Below are 18450 nucleotides of genomic sequence, written 5' to 3'. Positions count from 1 at the left end.
GAACACAACGACAATACAACATTGATGAAGCTAGGAAGTAATAATGACCATGACCATGACCATGACCATGACCACCGACCGCGCTGAGCCATGCGCCGTGTCCCCGCAGCAGCGCATGATCTGGCGCGAGCTGCGAAAGGGCGCGCCGTGTCGGGCTATTGCGCTTGGCATGAGCGATGCCGCGCCTGACGACGAGCATCTGGCGGCCGCCGCCCACGCGCTGCTGCGCTCGCACCCTTTGCTGCGTTCGCGCTTTACTGGCACCGATGCCGGCCTGCCTGCCGGCGCCACCGATGGCGCAGACATGTCCGCTTTGCTGTCCCGGCTCGCCTTGCCCGCGGAGATGGAATTGGCATGGGAGGCGCTGCACGGTCTCGACCTTGGCACGGTCGCACAGGCGGTGCTTTATTATGGGCACAGCCAACTGCCGGACGGGCGCTGGCTGTGCGCGGTGGCCATGCCCGGTATGCATGCGGATGGCGCAAGCGCGGCTGCGGTGCTGGAAACGCTGTACGCGCGCCCGGTTATCGGAGCCGATGCGATTCCCTATGACGACCTGGCCCTGTGGTGGGACGATCAACTGCTTGACGAAGAGCGCGCCGACGGGCGCCGCCATTGGCGCGCACTGCCGGTGCCAATTGTTCCACCGCTGCCGGCCGAACGCGAGGCGGCAGGGGGCATGGAGAGCGGCACGCGGGTGCGCCGCACCTTGGCAGAACCGGCTTGCCGGCGCCTGCAGGCGCTGTGCCAGGCGCTGCAAATCGATAGTGAAACCTGGCTGCTGGCCGTCTGGGGCGAGCTGTTGCGCCGCGTGGTTGGGGGCGAGGCCGATACGGTGCTGCCGCTGTGGCTGCGTGACGGAGGACGCGACATGCAGGAGCTTGCCGATACGCTCGGCCCGGTCGCCAAGCTGCTGCCGGTGGCGATGCCGGTGTCCACAGATGCGCCGTTTTCGCGCCAGCTGCGCGTCTGGCAGGCGGCGCTGCAGCAGTCGCGGCGCTGGGCCAGCGATTTCGAACCCGCACAGGTGGAGCGTCTGGCCCCAAGCGCGGCAGGTCCCGCGTGCCCGTTGCAGTTTGCCTGCTATCCCCAGCGCCCGGCCGGTCTGGATCTGGCGCGCCATGCCGACGTGCTGGCTGCCCATCGCTTGCGCTTGAGCGCCTGGATTGGCGAGGCCGGCTGGGCCACGGTGGAAATCGACGCCGATGCGTCATTCGGCCACGCGTATGGCGCGCGCTTGCTGGACCAGTTCATGGCGGCCCTGAACGCCACCCTGGACGACCCTGAGGTGGCGGCCAACCGGCTTGCCTTGCTCGATGATGCCGCGCGCGAGGAAGTGCTCACGCGCTTTAACCCTGCGTTCACTGTTCGCCGGGACGACGAAGATGTGGCGCTGCGGTTTGCCGCCCAGGCGCGCAGCGCGCCGCACCGCGTGGCGGTGGAAGACGAGACGGGCGCCTGGACCTATGCTCAGCTGGACCATGCGGTGGAGGCGCTCGTGCGGCGCATGCGCGAGGCCGGTGTCGGCCTTGAAGACCGGGTCTGCATCTGCCTGGAGCGCAGCCGCGCCTTGCCGCTGGCCGTGCTGGCCGCGCTGCGCGCCGGTGTCGCCTATGTGCCGCTCGACCCGGCGCTGCCGCCGGCGCGCATGGCGGCGGTGCTGGCCCAGGCCAGGCCGGTGCTGGTGCTAGCCGATGCGCACACGGGCGCGCTGTTGCCGGCGCTCGCCTGCACGGTGCTGATGGTCGATGCCGCCGCGCTGGAGCAAGAGGGCGCCGCAGCCGGCCCCCCCGCTACTTTGCAGGCGCTGGCGCCGCAGCAGGCAGCGTATGTCATGTTCACGTCCGGCTCGACCGGCGCGCCCAAGGGCGTGGTGGTGCCGCGCGCGGCGCTGGCCAATTTTCTGGTGGCCGTCGGGCTAACGCATCGGCTTGGCGAGGACGACGCGGTGCTCGGTCTCACCTCGCTTTCTTTCGATATCGCCGGACTCGAATTGCTGTTGCCGCTGGTCGAGGGCGCTCGCCTGGTGCTCGCTTCGGCCGCCAGCGCGCGCGACCCGGAAGCGATTGCCAGGCTGGTAGAGCGCACTGGCGTGACGCTGATGCAGGCAACGCCCGCCACCTGGCAGCTGCTGTGCGAAAGCACCTGGCCAAAGACCGACAAGCCGCTGCGCGTACTGTGCGGTGGCGAAGCGATGAGCGCGTCGCTGGCCAGGGCACTGCTTGAGCGCGTGAGCGAGGTGTGGAATATGTACGGCCCCACCGAAACCACCATCTGGTCCACTTCGCACCGGCTCACGGCGGCTCTGTCGCAGCCTTTGATCGGGCGCCCGTTGCGCAACACCTCCTGCCATGTGCTCGACGCGTATCTGGAACCGGCGCCGGTGGGCGTGACTGGTGAACTGTATATCGGCGGCGACGGCGTGGCGCGCGGCTACTTCGACCGGCCCGACCTGACGGCTGAGCGCTTCGTGCCGGATTTGTTCGGAACGCCCGGCGCGCGCCTGTATCGCACCGGCGACCTGGCCCGCTACCGTGCCGACGGCACCCTCGAATGCCTGGGTCGCATCGACCAGCAGGTCAAGATCCGCGGCTTCCGGGTCGAGCCGGGGGAAATCGAGGCGGCGCTGGTGCGCGCGCCGGGCGTTGGCCAGGCGCTCGTCATGCTGCGCGAAGACGACCCTGGTGCGCCAAAGCTGGTGGCGTATGTGACGGCGCGCGAGGCCCCCAAAGGGGACCAGGCCGGCGGGCCATCGTTCAGCGTGTACTTCTTTGGCGCGGACGGCTTGAACGCCGAGGAAGGCTACAGCCTGTATTTTTCGGCTGCCGAGTTCGCCGACGAGCATGGTTTTGAAGCGGTTTGGACGCCCGAGCGGCACTTCCACCCGGTTGGTGGCCTGTATCCGAATCCGGCGGTGCTCAACGCCGCGCTGGCCGGGCGCACGCGCCGCGTTCACCTGCGCGCTGGCAGCGTGGTGCTGCCCTTGCACTCGACCTTGCGCGTGGCCGAAGAATGGGCCGTGGTCGATCAGATTTCGGGCGGGCGGGCCGGATTGGCCATTGCGTCCGGCTGGCACCCGCGCGACTTTGTGCTGGCGCCGCAGCGCTATGCCCCGGCCGAACGCATCCCTGCCATGCTGGCCGGGATGCGCGATCTGCGCGCGCTGTGGCGTGGCGAAGCCATCCAGCTGCGCGACGGCGCCGGCAACCTGGTCGACGTGCGCAGCTACCCGAAACCGCGGCAGGCGGACATTCCGCTGTGGATCACCTCGGCAGGCAACGCGCAGACCATTGAAACGGCGGCCGCGCACGGCGCCAACCTGTTGACGCACCTGCTCGGCCAGACCATGGAAACGCTGGCCGACAATGTCAGGCTGTACCGCGATGCGCTGGCGCGCCACGGTTTCGATCCGGCGTCGCGGCGCGTGACGCTGATGGTGCACACGTACCTGGGCGAGACGCGCGAGGAAGCGGTGGAGGCGGCGCGCGAACCCTTCCTTGAATACATGCGTTCGCACATAGGCCTGCTCGAGTCGCTGGTGCGCAGCCTGGGCGTCGAGCATCGGGGACTGGGAGCGCAAGACCTGGAAAACGCCGTTGCCTTCGCCTTTGAACGCTACTCGCGCACCGCTTCGCTGATCGGTTCCCCCGAAGACGCGGTGCACGTGGTGCACCAGTTGCACGCCCTGGGCGTCGACGAAATCGCCTGCCTGATTGACTGGATGCCGGCAGCGCAGGCGCTGGCGGGACTGCAGCGCGTACCGGCGCTGCGTGAGATGGCGGCCACGCGCCCCATGCGGCTCGACGCGGACAGCCTGCGCAGCCATTGCCAACGCGTGCTGCCCGACTACATGACGCCCTCGGCATTTTTGGTGCTGGAGCGCTTTCCGCTCACGGTCAACGGCAAGGTGGACCGGCGCGCATTGCCCGCGCCGCAGTCGGCGGCCGATGCAGCCGATGCAGCCGACGGCGCGCCTTTCGAGGTGCCGCGCGAGGGAGTCGAACAGATTCTGGCCGAGATCTGGGCGCGCGTATTGCGCCGCCCGCGCGTGGGCCGGCGCGATCATTTTTTCCATCTTGGGGGCGACTCCATCCTGGCGATCCAGGTCATTGCCCGCGCCCGCGAGGCCGGACTGCGCATCACCCCGCGCGAGCTGTTCCTGCATCCCACGCTGGAACGGCTGGCGGCAGTCGCCATGGTTGCCCGTCCCGACACGGCCGAGCAGGGCCTGGTGACCGGAGGCTTGACGCTGATGCCGATCCAGCGCTGGTTTTTTGACCTGGAACTGCCCGCGCCCCATCACTTCAATCAGTCGCTGGTGTTGGCCGCTGACGATGGCATCGATGTCACGCTGCTGGCCGAGGCGATGGACGCGGTGCTGGCCCACCATGACGCGCTGCGCCTTAAGTTTGTACGCACTGACGGCGCCTGGCAGGCGGAACACGCCGCCCCTGTTGGTGACACCGTGGTGCCGGCGCATGATCTCTCGACGCTGGCCGAACCTGCACGCGACGCGCGCTTTGCCGCGCTGGCCGATGCGCTGCAGGCCGACGCGCGCCTGGAAGACGGCAAACTGCTGCGCTGCGCAGCCGTGCGCTGGGATCAGCGCGCATGGCGCTTGCTGCTGGTGGGGCACCACTTGATCGTCGACGGCCTGTCCTGGCGCGTGATCGTCGAAGACTTGTCGAGCGCATATCGCCAGCGGGTGCGCGGGCAAGCCGTGGCCTTGCCGCTCAAGACCGCGTCGTTGCGCGAATGGAGCGAACGCCTCGGCGCGCTGGCGCAAGACCCCGGCGTGCTGGCCGAATTGCCGCACTGGGAAGCTGCCTGCGCGGCGGCCACGCGCGTACCCGCAGCTGCGCTCGATGCCGGCACCGTTCCCGAGCCGATCGTCCATAGCGTGCACCTGGATGTGGGGACCACCGCCGCGCTGGTGCAGCAAGTGCCAGCCCTGTTCCGCACCCGCATCGACGACCTGCTGCTGACCGCTCTGTCGAGCGTACTGGCGGCGTGGACCGGCAGCACCACCGTCGGCTTTGACCTGGAGTCGCACGGGCGCGAGGCGCTGTTCGACGACATCGACGTGTCGCGTACCGTGGGCTGGTTCACGTCGCTATACCCGGTGCGCATCGCGCTCGGTGGCGAGACCGACCCGCTGCGCCTGTTAAAGTCGGTAAAAGAACAGTTGCGCACCATTCCCCGCCACGGCATCGGCTACGGCGTGCTGCGTTACAGCGCCGGCGCGCCTTCGCTGGCGGCTGGGGCCGCCAATGCGGTGTGCTTCAATTATCTGGGCCAGATTGGCGCCGTCTTCGACGAGCAGGCGCTGTTCGCGCCGGCCACGCAGCCGCGCGGCCTGGAGCGCGACGCCGCCAATCGGTCGCCCAATCCGCTTGAAGTAAATGCGGTCATTATCGACGGCGAGCTGCACGTTTCATGGAGCAGCCAGGATAGCGCGCTCGATGCTGCCACGGTGGCGTGGCTGGCCGCGTCGTTCATGGCGCGGTTGCGCGGCCTGGTAGATGCCTGCCTGGCCTCGGCCGGCGGCTACACCCCGTCCGACTTTCCGCTGGCCGCCGTTGGCCAGGACTGGCTCGACGCACTGCACGCACGCGACGATGCGGCCGGCAATGCGGTGGAAGATTTGCTGGCGCTGACACCAATCCAGCAGGGCGTGCTGCTGCACTCGCTGATGCATGCCGGCAGTGGCATGTATGTGCAGCAGATGCGCAGCGAGTACGACGGCTCGCTCGACGTCAAGGTGCTGCAAGGAGCGCTGCAGGCGATGCTCGATCGGCATGCCGTGTTGCGCGGCACGGTCGTGTGGGAGGGCGTGCAGACGCCGCTGATGATTGTCTACCGCCACGTGGCCGTGGAACTGGTGGTGCACGACTGGCGCATGCACGACGCGGCAATGGTAGCCATGAAGCGCGCCGATTTCCTGGCCGAGGACCGGGCCCTTGGCTTTAACGAACCGGGCCAGCTGCTGCAGCGCTTTACGCTGCTGCGCCTGTCCGACGCTACATACGAGCTGGTCTGGACTTGCCACTACCTGTTGTTCGACGGCTGGTCATTCGCCGAGCTGCAGCGGCAATTCCTTGCCGATTTTGCGGCTCTGGCCCAGGGGCAGGCGCTGCAGGCGCCGCCGCCGCGCCCGTTCAGCGACTACGTCGCATGGCTGGCGCTCCAGGATCATGGCGAGGCGCAGCGGTTCTGGCGCGAGCAGTTGTCAGACATCGAGCAAGCAACGCCGCTGATGCTGGACCATCGCGGGCAGGAACGCCACGGCCACGGCGTGATCGAACTGGTGATCGAGCCGCCCGAGACGGCGCAACTGGCGGCCTTTGCCACCAGCGGCGGCCTGACCATGAACACGGTGGTGCAGGGCGTGTGGGCGCTGCTGCTCGCGCGCCTGTCGCAAGAGCGCACGGTGGTGTTCGGCTGCACGGTATCGGGCCGGCCGGCGGAACTGCCCGGCGTTGAAACCATGATCGGCATGTTCGTCAACAGCTTGCCGGTGCGGGTCGATATCGACGACGCCTTGCCGCTGCGCGAGTGGCTCTCGGCGCTGCAGCAGCGCCTGGCGGAAATGCGGCGCTTTGAAGCCATGCCGCTGACGCAAATCCAGGCGTGCAGCGGCCTGCCGTCCGGTGCGCCCTTGTTCGAGTCGCTGGTGGTGTTCGAGAATTTCCCGATCGACGACGTCTTGAAGCGGGGTGGACATCGCTTGCCGATCCGCTCGCTGTCGGTCCAGGAGCAAACCAATTACCCGCTCACCCTCACCGTGACCGCGGGTGACAAGCTGGCGCTGGCGCTGAGCTACGACTATGCGCGTTTCGACGAGCAGGCTGGCGAAGCCATCATGGCCATGCTGCGCATCCTGTTCGCTTCGCTGCTGACGGCGGCGCAACTGCCGCAAGGCCGGCTGGGCGACCTGGTGCTGCTGGACCCGGCGCAGGAATCCATGCTGGTGCGCGAGTGGAACCGGACGGGCAGGGTGGACGCAGATGGCCAGACCGTGCATGGCCTGGTGCAGGCGCAGGCCCTGCGCACGCCGCAGGCGGTGGCGCTGCGCTGCGGCGAGCAGACCTGGAGCTACCAGCAGCTCGAACACAGATCGAACCGGCTCGCGCACGAGCTCAGATCGCGCGGTTGCGGCCCCGGCGTGCGGGTTGGCGTGTGCCTGCCGCGTACGCCCGACATGGTGGCGGCGCTGCTGGCGGTGATGAAGAGCGGCGCCGCGTATGTGCCGCTCGATCCGGCCTACCCGGCCGAACGGCTGGCCTTGATGGCCGGGGACGCGCAATTGAAGCTGGTGCTGTGCGACGCGCAGTGGGCGCAATTGGCGCCGCCGGCTTGCCTTGAACTGGGCTGCCTGGTGGACGCAACGCTGGCAGCCGAGCGTCCGGCCACGGCGTTGCCTGAGTGCGCACGGCCGTACGACCTGGCCTATGTGATCTACACTTCGGGTTCGACCGGCCGGCCCAAGGGCGTGGCGATTGAACACCGCAGCTCGGTGGCGATGATTCACTGGGTGCGGGAGAGATTCACGGCGCAGGAGCTGGGCGGCATGTTGGCCAGCACTTCGGTATGCTTCGACCTGTCGGTGTTCGAGCTGTTCGCGCCGCTGTCCATGGGCGGCACGGCGGTACTGGTGGAGAACGCGCTGGAGTTGCCGCAGCTGGCGCAGGCGGTCAGCTTCGTCAATACGGTTCCTTCGGCCATGATCGAACTGCTGCGCCATGGCACGCTGCCCGCGAGCGTCACAGCGGTGGGACTGGCTGGCGAACCGCTGACGGACTCGCTGGTGCAGCGCATTTTTGAGCGCTCGCAAGTGCAGGCAGTGTACAACCTGTACGGGCCTTCCGAGGACACCACCTATTCGACCTGGGATGTGGTGCGCCGGGGCGAGCGGCGCGAGATGACGATTGGCCGGCCTTTGACGGGCACCCAGGCGTACGTGCTGGACTTGTGCGGGCGGCCGCTGCCGGTGGGAGTGGCGGGCGAGCTGTATCTGGGCGGGCAAGGTCTGGCGCGCGGCTACCTGGGTCGGCCGGACCTGACGGCCGAGCGCTTTGTGCCCGATCCGTTCAGCGAACAGGCTGGCGCCAGGTTGTACCGCACGGGCGACCGGGTCAAGTGGCGCGCGGACGGCCGGCTGGCGTTCCTGGGCCGGATCGACCACCAGGTCAAGCTGCGCGGCTACCGGATCGAACTGGGCGAAGTGGAGGCGGCGCTGCGCGTGCAAGAGGGCGTGCAGGAAGCGCTGGCGATGGTGCGCGACGAAGGCGAGGCCGGTCCGCGCTTGCTGGCCTGGGTGGTACCCAAGGCCGGCGCGGTATTGGCGGCGGCGGACTTGAAGGCGCTCTTGCAGCGCAGCTTGCCAGGGTATATGGTGCCGTCTGCGATGGCCGTGCTGGCGGCGTTTCCGCTCACGCCAACGGGCAAGATCAACCGGCGCGCATTGGCCTCGCCGGTGCTGGGCGCAACTGCCCCGGCAGCGCCCGAGTCGATGACCGCCACGCAGCAGCAGATCGCCGCCATCTGGCGCGAACTGCTCGGCGTGCCGCAGGTGGGCTTGCACGACAATTTCTTCGACCTTGGCGGGCATTCGCTGCTGATGCTGCGCACGCTCGGCCAATTGCGCGAGCTGGGCGGCAATGCTGCCGGGCTGGACATCGTCGACCTGTTCACCTACCCGACGGTGGCCGCGCTCGCGCAGCGGCTGGCGGCCGATGAGCAGCAAGCGGCCCACAGCGCGGCCACGGCGGCGTCGCGCATCCAGGACAGCGCCGCGCGGCAGCGGGCGGCGCAGCAACAGCAACGTAACAAGCACCTGAAAAGCAAACATGCCAGCACAACCTAGCACGATGGAACTGACAGACGTCGACCATGCACTTGGCGCCTCCCGGGGCGGCAAACTGCTGCATGCCCCACTGTATAATCCGCCGCTTTGCGCCACTTGCCAGGGAGAAACGTCATTGAAAACGCTGCGCTGCCCAAGCTCAAGGAGCGGGCAATGATGCTCCGGATGCTGGGTCTGCGTTTGCTCTGGTACAAGAACGCAACCGCGCAATTGCTGATGCGCCGCTGGCAAACCATTTTGCTGGCCGTGGGAACCATGGCGCCGGTGGGCGGATCCTTGCTCGGCGTGGCGGCCTATCCCGTGCTGGCGCTGCTCGCGCCTGAACACGGCGTTGCCTGGCGCGTGGGGGCGATCGGGCTGTGGCAGGGTTGCTGGGCCTTGTGGGCAATGATGCAGCGCGATCAATTGCACGGCGGCGTATTCACTGACTACGCCCGCGCGCTGCCCATTGGGCGCCGCACCTGGCGCGCCGTGGATCTGGTGGTACTGTTTTTGGCCGACACGCCGCTGCTCATTCCGTTCGTGGCCGCCTTGATCGCCGTCCTCTTCAAGCACGCCATGCCCTGGGAAGTCATCAAGGGTACGATGCTGATCGCTTTCCTGCTGGTCACGCAGCTGTGCGCCCAGATAGCGATCCTGCAGAACCGCCCGCAAGTGGTGCCTAGCTTTTTGGCGATCAATCTGTGGGTTGCCATCGCGCTCGCGCTGCCCCCGCTGTGCGCCGCGCTTGGCGTGACGATTGCCCTGGGCGCCAGCCTGGTGGCCCTGGTGGCGGACGTGCCCGCCATGCCGCGCCGTGCCAACGATGCCTTGCGCGGCCTGTTGCTGCCGCTGGGGCGACGTTTGTCCTGGCTGTTCCAGCAACTGCCGCCGCATGTGCGGCTCTCGCTTGCCATCCTGTATAGGCAGCATTATTCGATCATGCTGGGCAAGTTTTTCACTTGCATGCTGGTGCTGTTCACCTGCCTGGGCTTGATGTCGGTGTGGCAGTACGATTACCGCTGCCTGCCCACGGCGGTGATCGCCTCGACGCTGATCGCGCTCGCCTCCAGTGGGCTGTACCGCCCGCTGGAAATGGCCCACGAGGCGGCGCGCTCGCTGAGCGGCGCCTTGCCTTTGCGCGCCCGCTGGTCGGTGGCGCCGGACACGGTGGCGATCCTGAGCTTCGGTCTGCCGTTTGTGCTGGCGCTGGTCTGGACCTTGCACTCGCGTGTGGGCCTGCCGGCCTTGTCCGCCCTGGTGTACGTCGCCAGTTTCATGCTGCTGTCAACCGTGCTGCGCTGGCCGCAGCTGTTCTCGAGCCGGCATGCCGTTGTGTCCAGTTCCCTGCTGGCCGTGCTGTGGACGGTCGGGACGGCTAATATTTTTCCAATTTTAAAGATTTCATGATGCTACGTTTCGATAACGTTTCAAAATCCTTCAATAAGCGGAAAGTGCTTGACGGCATGAGCCGCAACTTTCCCACGGGACTGTACGCCCTGCACGGCAGTAATGGCATCGGCAAGTCCACGCTGCTGGCCATCCTGGCGGGCATTCTGGCCCCCGATTCAGGCGCCATCGACATCGACGGCTGCTCCTTGCTCGGCTCGCCGGAAGCGGCCAAGGCCAAGCTCTCCTTTGTGCCTGACGATTGTCCGGTCTATCCTTTCATGCGGGGGCGCGAACTGCTGCAGTTCGTCGCACAGGCAAAGCGGGTAACCGTTACCCAAAAGGTCGAAGACTTGATCGACCAGTTCGGCATGCGCCACTATCTGGACACGCGTTTCGGCCAGATGTCGCTGGGCACGCAAAAGAAAATGATGCTGGCCGCGGCCTGGATCGGCGAGCCGTCCGTGCTGCTGCTCGATGAACCGAGTAATGGCCTGGACGGCGCCACGCGCGACGTGCTGATCGCGCGCCTGCGTGACATGGGGCGCAATGCGGTCGTGCTCATGTCCACCCACGATGCCGACTTCGCCACTGCCGTCGGAGCCGAGGTGATTGCCTTTGCCAGCCTGCAAGGCGCCGGGACGCCGGTTGGGGCGGCAACGTGAGCGCGCCCGATTCGACTGTTTTGCCCGCTGCACTGCCATACGTCTCGGTCATCGTTCCCACCTTCAACGGCGCAGACACCTTGCCTGCGCTGCTGGCAGCACTGGCGGCCCAAACCTACCCGCGCGAGCGGATGCAGGTGCTGGTGGCCGACGATGCTTCCACCGATGGCACGGCAGCCCTGCTGGCGCAGCATGCCCCGCAGGTGCAGCATGTGCGCCTGGACCGCAACCGCGGCTCGTACGCGGCGCGCAACGCGGCGCTGGCGCAGGCGCGCGGCGACATCATCGCCTTCACCGACGCCGATTGCCAGCCGCATCCGGACTGGCTGCTGCAGGGCGTGCGCGCACTCCAGCAGCAGGGTGGGGGACTGGTGGCCGGCGCGGTGGCGATCGAGCCGGTTGCGCGGGCGTCGGTGGTGCAGCGCTACGACCAAGCGTTCGGGATCCAGCAAGCGTTTTTTGCCCTGCGCAAGCGCTTTGGCGCCACCGCCAATCTGCTGGTCGACCGGCGCGTGCTGGCCACCGTTCCGGCGTTTGACGAAAACTTGCGCTCGGGCGGCGACAAAGCGTTTTGCGACGTGTGCACGGCCCAGGGACAGGCTTTCTCGTACGCGCCACAAAGCCGGGTCGCGCATCCGCCGCGGCTTGCGCTGGGCGAACTGGTGATCAAGCAGGCGCGCATCGCGCGCGGGCATGCGCAGATTTTTGCGCGCTGGTCGCGCTATCGCATCCTGCCGCTGTCCTGCCATCCCGTCGAGTCGTTTGACAACGCGGCTTTCCAGCGCGAGGGCAGTGCCTGGTTCCGGTGGCGTTTTCGTGCCCTTTACTACGGCCTCGAACTGGTGTACCTGCTGCATTACGCACGCGCTTGTCTGAAACTGACGCTAAAGGAACGATTGTCATGAATGCAATAACGCGGCGCGCTCGCTACGTGCTGTTCGTCTTGCTGGGCACCGGCGGCGATGTCTGGCCCGCCCTCCAGCTGGCCTGCGCACTGCGGGACAGGGGCGACGAGGTTGAAGTGGCGTCCTACGCCAATGTCGAAGCCGACGTGCGCTCCCTCGGCCTGGCGTTCCATGCGGTCGGCTCGCGCGAGGAGTATCTGGCGCAGGTGGAGCAGCCCGCATTCTGGGGCCGCATGGGACCGCACATGGCAATGGCCGAAGGCGGCTACGTACGCCTGGCCATTCCCCGGGTCCATGCACTGGTGGCCTCGCTGCGCGAGCGGCGCCCGGTGCTGGCGTGCACGCGCAACGCCTATGGCGCACGCTTTGCAGCCGAGCAATTCGGGCTGCCGTGCATCAACCTGGTCTACAGTCCGCAGCAATTGATTACCCCGGACCGGCTTCCGTACCCCGCCAATACCCGTCTGGCGCGGGCATTGCCCGTGTTTTACAAGCGCGCGATGCTGCGCCTGGCGGACCGGTTCAACCTGGACCTGCTGTTGCCCACCGTGAACGCACTGCGCCTGCCGCTTGGCCTGCCGCCGATTCGCCGTCTGCGCGAATGGCTGTTTTTTGGCAGCCCGGCCCTAGCCTTGTATCCGCGCTGGTTCGACGATTTGTCGGCGCTGGCAAGCTCCAGCGTGGCCCAGGGCGACTTTCTGCTGCGCCACACTGACGAAGACGCGCCGCTTGACGACGCGCTGCTGCGTTTTCTCGATGCCGGCCCGCCGCCCGTGGTCTGCACCCTGGGCACTGGCATCGCCCATGCCCGCGAGCGATACGCCCTGGTGGCAGCGGCGCTCGCCCAGCAAGGGCGGCGCGGCGTGTTTGTCACTACGTTTGATGGCAACCTGCCCGAGCAGCTGGGCGCGCACGTGTTCAGGGTGGCCTATGCGAATCTGGCGAGCGTATTGCCGCGCTCCGCGCTGCTGATTCACCACGGCGGCATTGGCACCATGGCGCAAGCCATGCTGGCCGGCATGCCCCAATTGGTGATGCCGTTCTTTTATGACCAGGCCGACAACGGCGAGCGCGTGCGCCGCCTCGGTCTGGGCGGCATGCTCGAAGGCAGCGGCTGGGACGTCGGCACCGTGGCCGCAGCGATCGAGCAGGCGCTGTCGCAGCCCGCAGCCCAGCGCCTGGCGCTGCGCGAACGCATGCGCACCTCGGCGGGGGAGGCGGCCTGCGTCGATGCGTTCGAGTCGCTTCTCGCAACGGTTGCGCCGGCACCGGCGGTCGCCAGCGCAAGCCGCACTGCCCTGGCGGAGGTCAGCCCATGAAGCGCTATATGGCAAGCTTTCTGGTGCTGACGGGGCTGCGCTCCCGGCAGATGCTGTACATGGTGGGCGATGCGCTGGCCGGCGGCGTGCTTGGGGCGGCGCTGTTGACGGTGCTTTCCGAAGCGTTGAAGCGGGTAGGCAAGCAACAGGACGATCTGTGGCTGATCGCGGCCTTCGCCGCCGGCCTGGTGCTGTATGTCGTGCTGCAACACTTTGCCGTCGCGCGCATGACGAACGCCACCGAACTGGCGTGTGAAAACGTGCGCCTGCGCCTGTTGAAGGCGGCGCTGAACGCCCCCCTGATGGACAGCGAAAACACGGCCGCTCACCTGAAGCGCGCCTTGCTCACGCGCGATGCGGTGCAAGTGGCGGGCGCGATCCCGAATTGGATCGGCCTGTTGACCTCGTTCGCCACCGTCACCAGCGCGCTGGCCTACCTGGCGTGGCTGTCGCTGACGTCGACGCTGGTCGTATGCGCCGTCATTTTGCTGGCAGTCTACGCCTACCAGATGCTGATCGGGCGGACGATTGCCCGCATGCGCGAAGCCTACCGGGTGGCCGATACGGGACTGGGATTCGCCGACGATTTATTCCTCGGCACCAAGGAACTCAAGCTCGACCCTGAGTTTGCGCGCACCTTTGTGCGTGACGACCTGGCCGCCACCTTGCGCCGCGCGCGTGAGCTGTCGGTCAGCTTTCGCATCCAGCAACACGATGTCGGCCTGGTTGGCGTAGTCGCCTTTTATGGCTTGACGGCATTGGCGGCCTTTGCCTTCGAGCGATGGCTGCATGTGGCGGCCGATATCGTCAGCAGCGTGGTGGTGGTGCTGCTCTTTCTGCAGGGGCATATACAAAGCATGGTCCAGCGCCTGCCCGCGTTGACCGAATCCGCAGGGGCCCAGGAACGCGTCAACGTGCAACTGGCGACCTGGGAGCGCCGCGCCGAAATCGCGGTGGCGCAGCAAGCCATTGCGGCCTTGCCGCCGGACTGGCGGATGCTCAGGCTCGAGTCCGTCTCGTTTTCTTACGGAAAGGGCAGTGCCGGTGGCGCCTTCCAGCTGCGCGACGTGAGTCTGGCGGTGCCGCGCGGCGCGACGGTGTTTATTGTCGGCGGTAACGGCAGCGGCAAGACAACGCTGGCCAAGCTGCTGCTGGGGCTGTATTCGCCGGAACAAGGCCGCTTGATGATTGACGACGTCGTGATCGACGCCTCGCAGGTCCTGGCCTACCGTTCCGCGTTCAGTTCCGTGTTCAGCGACGTCCATCTGTTCCGGCGCTCGCTGGACATGCTGCCCGAGGCGTCGCGCCCGGGGTTCGAAAAGGCGATGGACGAACTCGACTTGCGCCTGCAGTTCGGGGACGATGGCCGGCTTGACGTGCGCGCGCTGTCCCAGGGGCAGAAAAAGCGCGTGGCTTCTGCCTTTGCGCTGGCGGAACACCGCCCGCTATGCCTGTTTGACGAGTGGACAGCCGATCAAGATCCCGAGTTTCGGCAATATTTTTACGAGACGTTCCTGCCGCGCCTGCGGGCAGAGGGGCGCACGGTCTTCGTCATTACCCATGACGACCGCCATTTTCACCGTGCCGACATGCTCGTGCGACTGGATGGGGGGCGGGTGGTCGACGTCGAGCGGCGCGATGCTTGTGCCGCCATGGTAACCATGGCGGCACAAGCGTAGGGACAAGTTTGCACCCGGCTTGCAGCAACAAAATAGCCTTTTTGTCATTGTGTATTTTCTGGAAATTGGTGTATTATCAATGTTGCGTCACGTCTACTTTTTGGCCGTGTGGGTTGGCCTTGCATGTTGGCCGTTTGGGCCGGCCAGACGCGACGGTTTTACCGTCATGTTGCTTGTTCGGACGGTAGGCCTGGCCAACGTCGCGTAACACTAATCTAGTTTGGAGAAGCAATGAAAGTGGTGGGTGTAATTGGCGCCGGCGTCATCGGCAAGGGCGTGGCGCAAGACCTCGCCAGCGCGGGATTCGAGGTCATCCTGATCGATATTTGCCAGCGCAAGCTCGAACAGGCACGTACCGACATCCGCAACGAACTGCGTTTTCATGGCTTGATGAACAGGTCGGGAGAAAAGGTGGACGTGGATGCCGTCCTGCAGCGCATTGTTTTTTCCAGCTCTTACGCCTTGCTCGCGCGCGCCGATGCCGTGATCGAGAACGTGGTCGAGAAATGGGAAGTAAAAAAGAGCGTGTATGCACTGCTTGAACAATACTGCCCGCCCCACTGCATTTACGCGGCCAACACGTCGGCCATTCCCATTACCCGGATCGCCGGCCTGACGCAGCGCCCGGGCCAGGTGCTGGGCATCCATTTCATGAACCCGGTGCCGATGAAGCGCGCCGTCGAAATGATCCGGGGCTTTCATACGACCCAAGACACGCTCGCCACCGCCGGCGACATGCTGAAAAAAATGGGCAAGGAAGCGATCCTGGTCAACGATTCGCCGGGCTTTGTATCGAACCGGGTATTGATGTTGACGATTAACGAAGCCATTTTGCTGGTGCAGGAAAACGTCAGCAGCGCCGCCGACGTGGACCGGATTTTCACCTCATGCTTTGGGCACAAGATGGGGCCGCTGGAAACGGCGGACCTGATCGGCCTCGACACCATTTTGTATTCCATCGAAGTGTTGCAGGACGCCTTTGCCGATTCCAAATACCGGCCCAGCGTGCTGCTCAAGCAGATGGTCGACGCCGGACTGCTGGGCAAGAAAAGCGGGCAGGGTTTTTATCAATATGCACAACAATAGGTCGAACATGAGCACGAACATCAGCACGATTGGCGCAGGCGCAGGCGCCGGCAATGACGGCGAGATCCGCGCGTCACTGAGAAATTTCATCGCCGGTTTCATTCGAAACAAGGAATTCCACGATAACGACGATATTTTCAAGGGTGGCTTTGTCAACTCCATGTTCGTGATGCAGCTGATCCTTTTCATCGAGAAAAACTTCGCCCTGGCAGTGGAGAATGAAGACCTCGAATTGAAAAATTTTTCCAGTGTCGATGTCATGGTGTCGTTCATTACCCGCAAACTCGCGCCCGCCGCAGTGCCATGCGCGTAAAGGGGAAGCGATGATTGCGAGCGGTCCGCACCGGCGCGACGAACTACGCGCGTTCCTGGCAGCCACGGTTGGCAAGCATGCGAACCAGTTCGATCTGGACCAGCGCATACCGCGCAGCGTGATTGCCCAATTGGCCGAGGCGGGCATTCTCGGCGCCCAGGTGCCGCGCCAGTTTGGCGGCACCGAGTATGACGCCTTCGATTTCGGCCATGTATGCGAACTGGTGGGGTATGCCAGCGGTTCCTTGCTCAGCTTGCTGACAGTGCATTCCATCGTTGCGTCCACCATCGTTCGCTGGGGTAGCGCCGCGCAAAAAGAGCGCTGGCTGCCGCTCCTGGCGAGCGGGGCTTCGCTCGGCGCTTTTGCCCTGAGCGAAGCGGACGTTGGCAGCGATGCGCGCAACGTGGGCACGCGCATTCGCCGCGAAGGCGATACGTTTGTTGTGAACGGCACCAAAAAGTGGATTTCGTGCGGCCAGATCGCCGATCTCTTTTTGATTGTTGGTAATTGCGACGGACGCGTGATCGGCCTGATCGTCGAGGCCGACAACCCGGGGCTGAGCATTGCGCCGATCAGCGACATGCTCGGATTCAGGGCGGCCATGCTGGCCGAAATCACGCTCGATGAGTGCGTCGTCGCGCAAAACCAGCTGTTGGGCAGCGTCGACTTCGGTTATGCGCAGGTGGTCGGGTCCGTGCTGGACCATGGCAGATTCTCGATTGCCTGGGGCTGCGTTGGCCTGGCCCAGGCGTGTATCGATGCGAGCCTGAATTACACCGAAACGCGGCAAACCTTTGGTCAGTATTTGAAGGATCACCAACTGGTGCAAAAAATGATCGCGGACATGGTCACCAATACCCAGGCAGCGCGCTTGCTGTGCGAGGACGCGGCGCGCAAAAGAGCGGCGGGCGACCATGGCGGGATCATGGCGACCACGATGGCGAAATACTTCGCTGCGCGCAATGCTGAAACGGTCGCGGCCGAAGCGGTCCAGCTGCACGGCGCAAATGGCTGCAGCAACGACTATCCGCTGGCCCGTCACTACCGGGACGCGAAAATCATGAGCATTATCGAAGGCAGCGCCCAGATGCAACAAATCCTGATCGCCCAGCACAGCTACGGGCGCTAATTTTGAACCAGAAAGCGCCGCATGCAACAGAATATGAGCACTAGCCCGACACCGCGCCGCGGCAAAATCAAATGCCTGGTCTGGGATCTGGACCATACGCTGTGGAACGGCATTTTGTCGGAAGGCGACCAGGTCGCCGTCGCCCCCCAGGTTGTCGAGGTCATGAAGGCGCTCGATCAGCGCGGCGTATTGCAGTCCATTGCCAGCAAAAATGACGCCCACTTTGCGCTCGAGCGCCTGCGTCAATGTGGACTGGACGCGTTTTTTCTGTATCCGCAAATTGGCTGGGGCGCCAAGAGCGCAGCGATCGCAACGATCGCCGAGCGCCTCAATATCGGCAGCGATGCGATCGCCTTTATTGACGACCAGCCGTTCGAACGGGACGAAGTAGCCTCCGTGCATCCGGACGTGCTGTGCCTGGACGTGGGCGAGATCGGCAACTTGCTGGCCATGCCGGAATTGACGCCCCGTTTCCTGACCGACGAGTCCTCTCGCCGCCGCGAAATGTATGTGCTCGATGCCGCCCGCTCCGAGGAAGAGAGCAGTTTCACCGGTCCCAAGGAAGACTTCCTCGCTGCGCTGAACATGATTTTTACGATCGCCCCGGCGGCCGAGACCGATCTGCACCGGCTGGAGGAATTGACGGCGCGGACCAATCAGCTCAACACCACCGGCTATATCTACAGCTATGAAGAGCTTGACGCCCTGCGCCAGTCGGACGACCACTTGCTGCTCACCTGCGCGCTCGACGACAAGTACGGCGCGTACGGAAAAATTGGCCTGGTCTTGATCGAGAAGCGGCCGCGCGCCTGGACCATCAAGCTGATGCTGATGTCGTGCCGCGTCATGTCGCGCGGGGTAGGCACCATTTTGCTCACCCATGTCATGCAGCTGGCCCGCTCGGCCGAGGTCGCGCTGCGCGCCGAGATGGTATTGAACGATCGCAACCGCATGATGTACATGACGTACAAGTTTGCCGGCTTCGTGGCCATGGAAAAGACCGACGGCGTCGAGATGCTCGAACACAATTTGCACCGTGTTCCCGCCATTCCCGGGTACGTCGAGCTGCGTACCTTGTGATTTACGCGCCTTAAGGCACAAGCAGGCACAAGCAATTCCT

General features: G+C 65.4%; 10 protein-coding genes. All 10 read left to right on the top strand.

The window, feature by feature from the left end:
• Positions 1 to 43: 43 nt before the first annotated feature.
• The 10 genes from ACP7D4_RS16770 to ACP7D4_RS16725 all read left to right on the top strand — a co-directional run bounded on the left by ACP7D4_RS16770 (position 44) and on the right by ACP7D4_RS16725 (position 18410).
• The gene (locus ACP7D4_RS16770; protein WP_426210226.1) at positions 44 to 8866 is read left to right on the top strand and encodes an amino acid adenylation domain-containing protein; all 8823 of its coding nucleotides are present in this window, start codon (positions 44 to 46) and stop codon (positions 8864 to 8866) included.
• Between the two features lie 153 nt (positions 8867 to 9019).
• The gene (locus ACP7D4_RS16765; protein ID WP_426210224.1) at positions 9020 to 10255 is read left to right on the top strand and encodes a hypothetical protein; all 1236 of its coding nucleotides are present in this window, start codon (positions 9020 to 9022) and stop codon (positions 10253 to 10255) included.
• The gene (locus tag ACP7D4_RS16760; protein WP_426210222.1) at positions 10255 to 10899 is read left to right on the top strand and encodes an ATP-binding cassette domain-containing protein; all 645 of its coding nucleotides are present in this window, start codon (positions 10255 to 10257) and stop codon (positions 10897 to 10899) included. Before ACP7D4_RS16765 ends, ACP7D4_RS16760 begins: the two co-directional genes overlap by 1 nt.
• Positions 10896 to 11804, top strand: a complete 909-nt coding sequence (locus ACP7D4_RS16755) for a glycosyltransferase (RefSeq protein ID WP_426107307.1) — start codon at positions 10896 to 10898, stop codon at positions 11802 to 11804. Before ACP7D4_RS16760 ends, ACP7D4_RS16755 begins: the two co-directional genes overlap by 4 nt.
• Positions 11801 to 13123 carry a glycosyltransferase gene (locus ACP7D4_RS16750; RefSeq protein ID WP_426210220.1) on the top strand — a complete coding sequence of 441 codons (1323 nt, stop codon included), beginning with the start codon at positions 11801 to 11803 and terminating at the stop codon, positions 13121 to 13123. The genes ACP7D4_RS16755 and ACP7D4_RS16750 overlap by 4 nt, the downstream gene beginning before the upstream one ends.
• Entirely contained in the window at positions 13120 to 14802 is a 1683-nt protein-coding gene (locus ACP7D4_RS16745; protein ID WP_426210218.1) for an ATP-binding cassette domain-containing protein, read from the top strand. Before ACP7D4_RS16750 ends, ACP7D4_RS16745 begins: the two co-directional genes overlap by 4 nt.
• A gap of 231 nt (positions 14803 to 15033) precedes the next feature.
• A complete protein-coding gene (locus tag ACP7D4_RS16740; RefSeq protein WP_426107302.1) occupies positions 15034 to 15888 on the top strand; it encodes a 3-hydroxyacyl-CoA dehydrogenase family protein in 855 nt (284 codons plus the stop codon).
• Between the two features lie 7 nt (positions 15889 to 15895).
• Positions 15896 to 16201 carry a hypothetical protein gene (locus ACP7D4_RS16735; protein ID WP_426210216.1) on the top strand — a complete coding sequence of 102 codons (306 nt, stop codon included), beginning with the start codon at positions 15896 to 15898 and terminating at the stop codon, positions 16199 to 16201.
• Between the two features lie 10 nt (positions 16202 to 16211).
• Positions 16212 to 17330, top strand: a complete 1119-nt coding sequence (locus tag ACP7D4_RS16730; protein WP_426210214.1) for an acyl-CoA dehydrogenase family protein — start codon at positions 16212 to 16214, stop codon at positions 17328 to 17330.
• Positions 17331 to 17351: 21 nt separating this feature from the next.
• Entirely contained in the window at positions 17352 to 18410 is a 1059-nt protein-coding gene (locus ACP7D4_RS16725; protein WP_426210212.1) for an HAD-IIIC family phosphatase, read from the top strand.
• Positions 18411 to 18450: the final 40 nt, after the last annotated feature.

The sequence above is a fragment of the Massilia sp. TWP1-3-3 genome, assembly GCF_049897805.1.
Taxonomy (GTDB): Bacteria; Pseudomonadota; Gammaproteobacteria; order Burkholderiales; family Burkholderiaceae_D; genus Telluria_A.
The sequence above is the reverse complement of the archived record's forward strand: the minus strand, read 5'-3'. Positions and strand labels throughout refer to the sequence as shown.

Excerpts from the sequence above, each read along its gene's own strand:
- ACP7D4_RS16770 (WP_426210226.1), top strand. The coding sequence starts at position 44 with ATGACCATGACCATGACCATGACCATGACCACCGACCGCGCTGAGCCA.
- ACP7D4_RS16765 (WP_426210224.1), top strand. The coding sequence starts at position 9,020 with ATGATGCTCCGGATGCTGGGTCTGCGTTTGCTCTGGTACAAGAACGCA.
- ACP7D4_RS16760 (WP_426210222.1), top strand. The coding sequence starts at position 10,255 with ATGCTACGTTTCGATAACGTTTCAAAATCCTTCAATAAGCGGAAAGTG.
- ACP7D4_RS16750 (WP_426210220.1), top strand. The coding sequence starts at position 11,801 with ATGAATGCAATAACGCGGCGCGCTCGCTACGTGCTGTTCGTCTTGCTG.
- ACP7D4_RS16745 (WP_426210218.1), top strand. The coding sequence starts at position 13,120 with ATGAAGCGCTATATGGCAAGCTTTCTGGTGCTGACGGGGCTGCGCTCC.
- ACP7D4_RS16740 (WP_426107302.1), top strand. The coding sequence starts at position 15,034 with ATGAAAGTGGTGGGTGTAATTGGCGCCGGCGTCATCGGCAAGGGCGTG.
- ACP7D4_RS16735 (WP_426210216.1), top strand. The coding sequence starts at position 15,896 with ATGAGCACGAACATCAGCACGATTGGCGCAGGCGCAGGCGCCGGCAAT.
- ACP7D4_RS16730 (WP_426210214.1), top strand. The coding sequence starts at position 16,212 with ATGATTGCGAGCGGTCCGCACCGGCGCGACGAACTACGCGCGTTCCTG.
- ACP7D4_RS16725 (WP_426210212.1), top strand. The coding sequence starts at position 17,352 with ATGCAACAGAATATGAGCACTAGCCCGACACCGCGCCGCGGCAAAATC.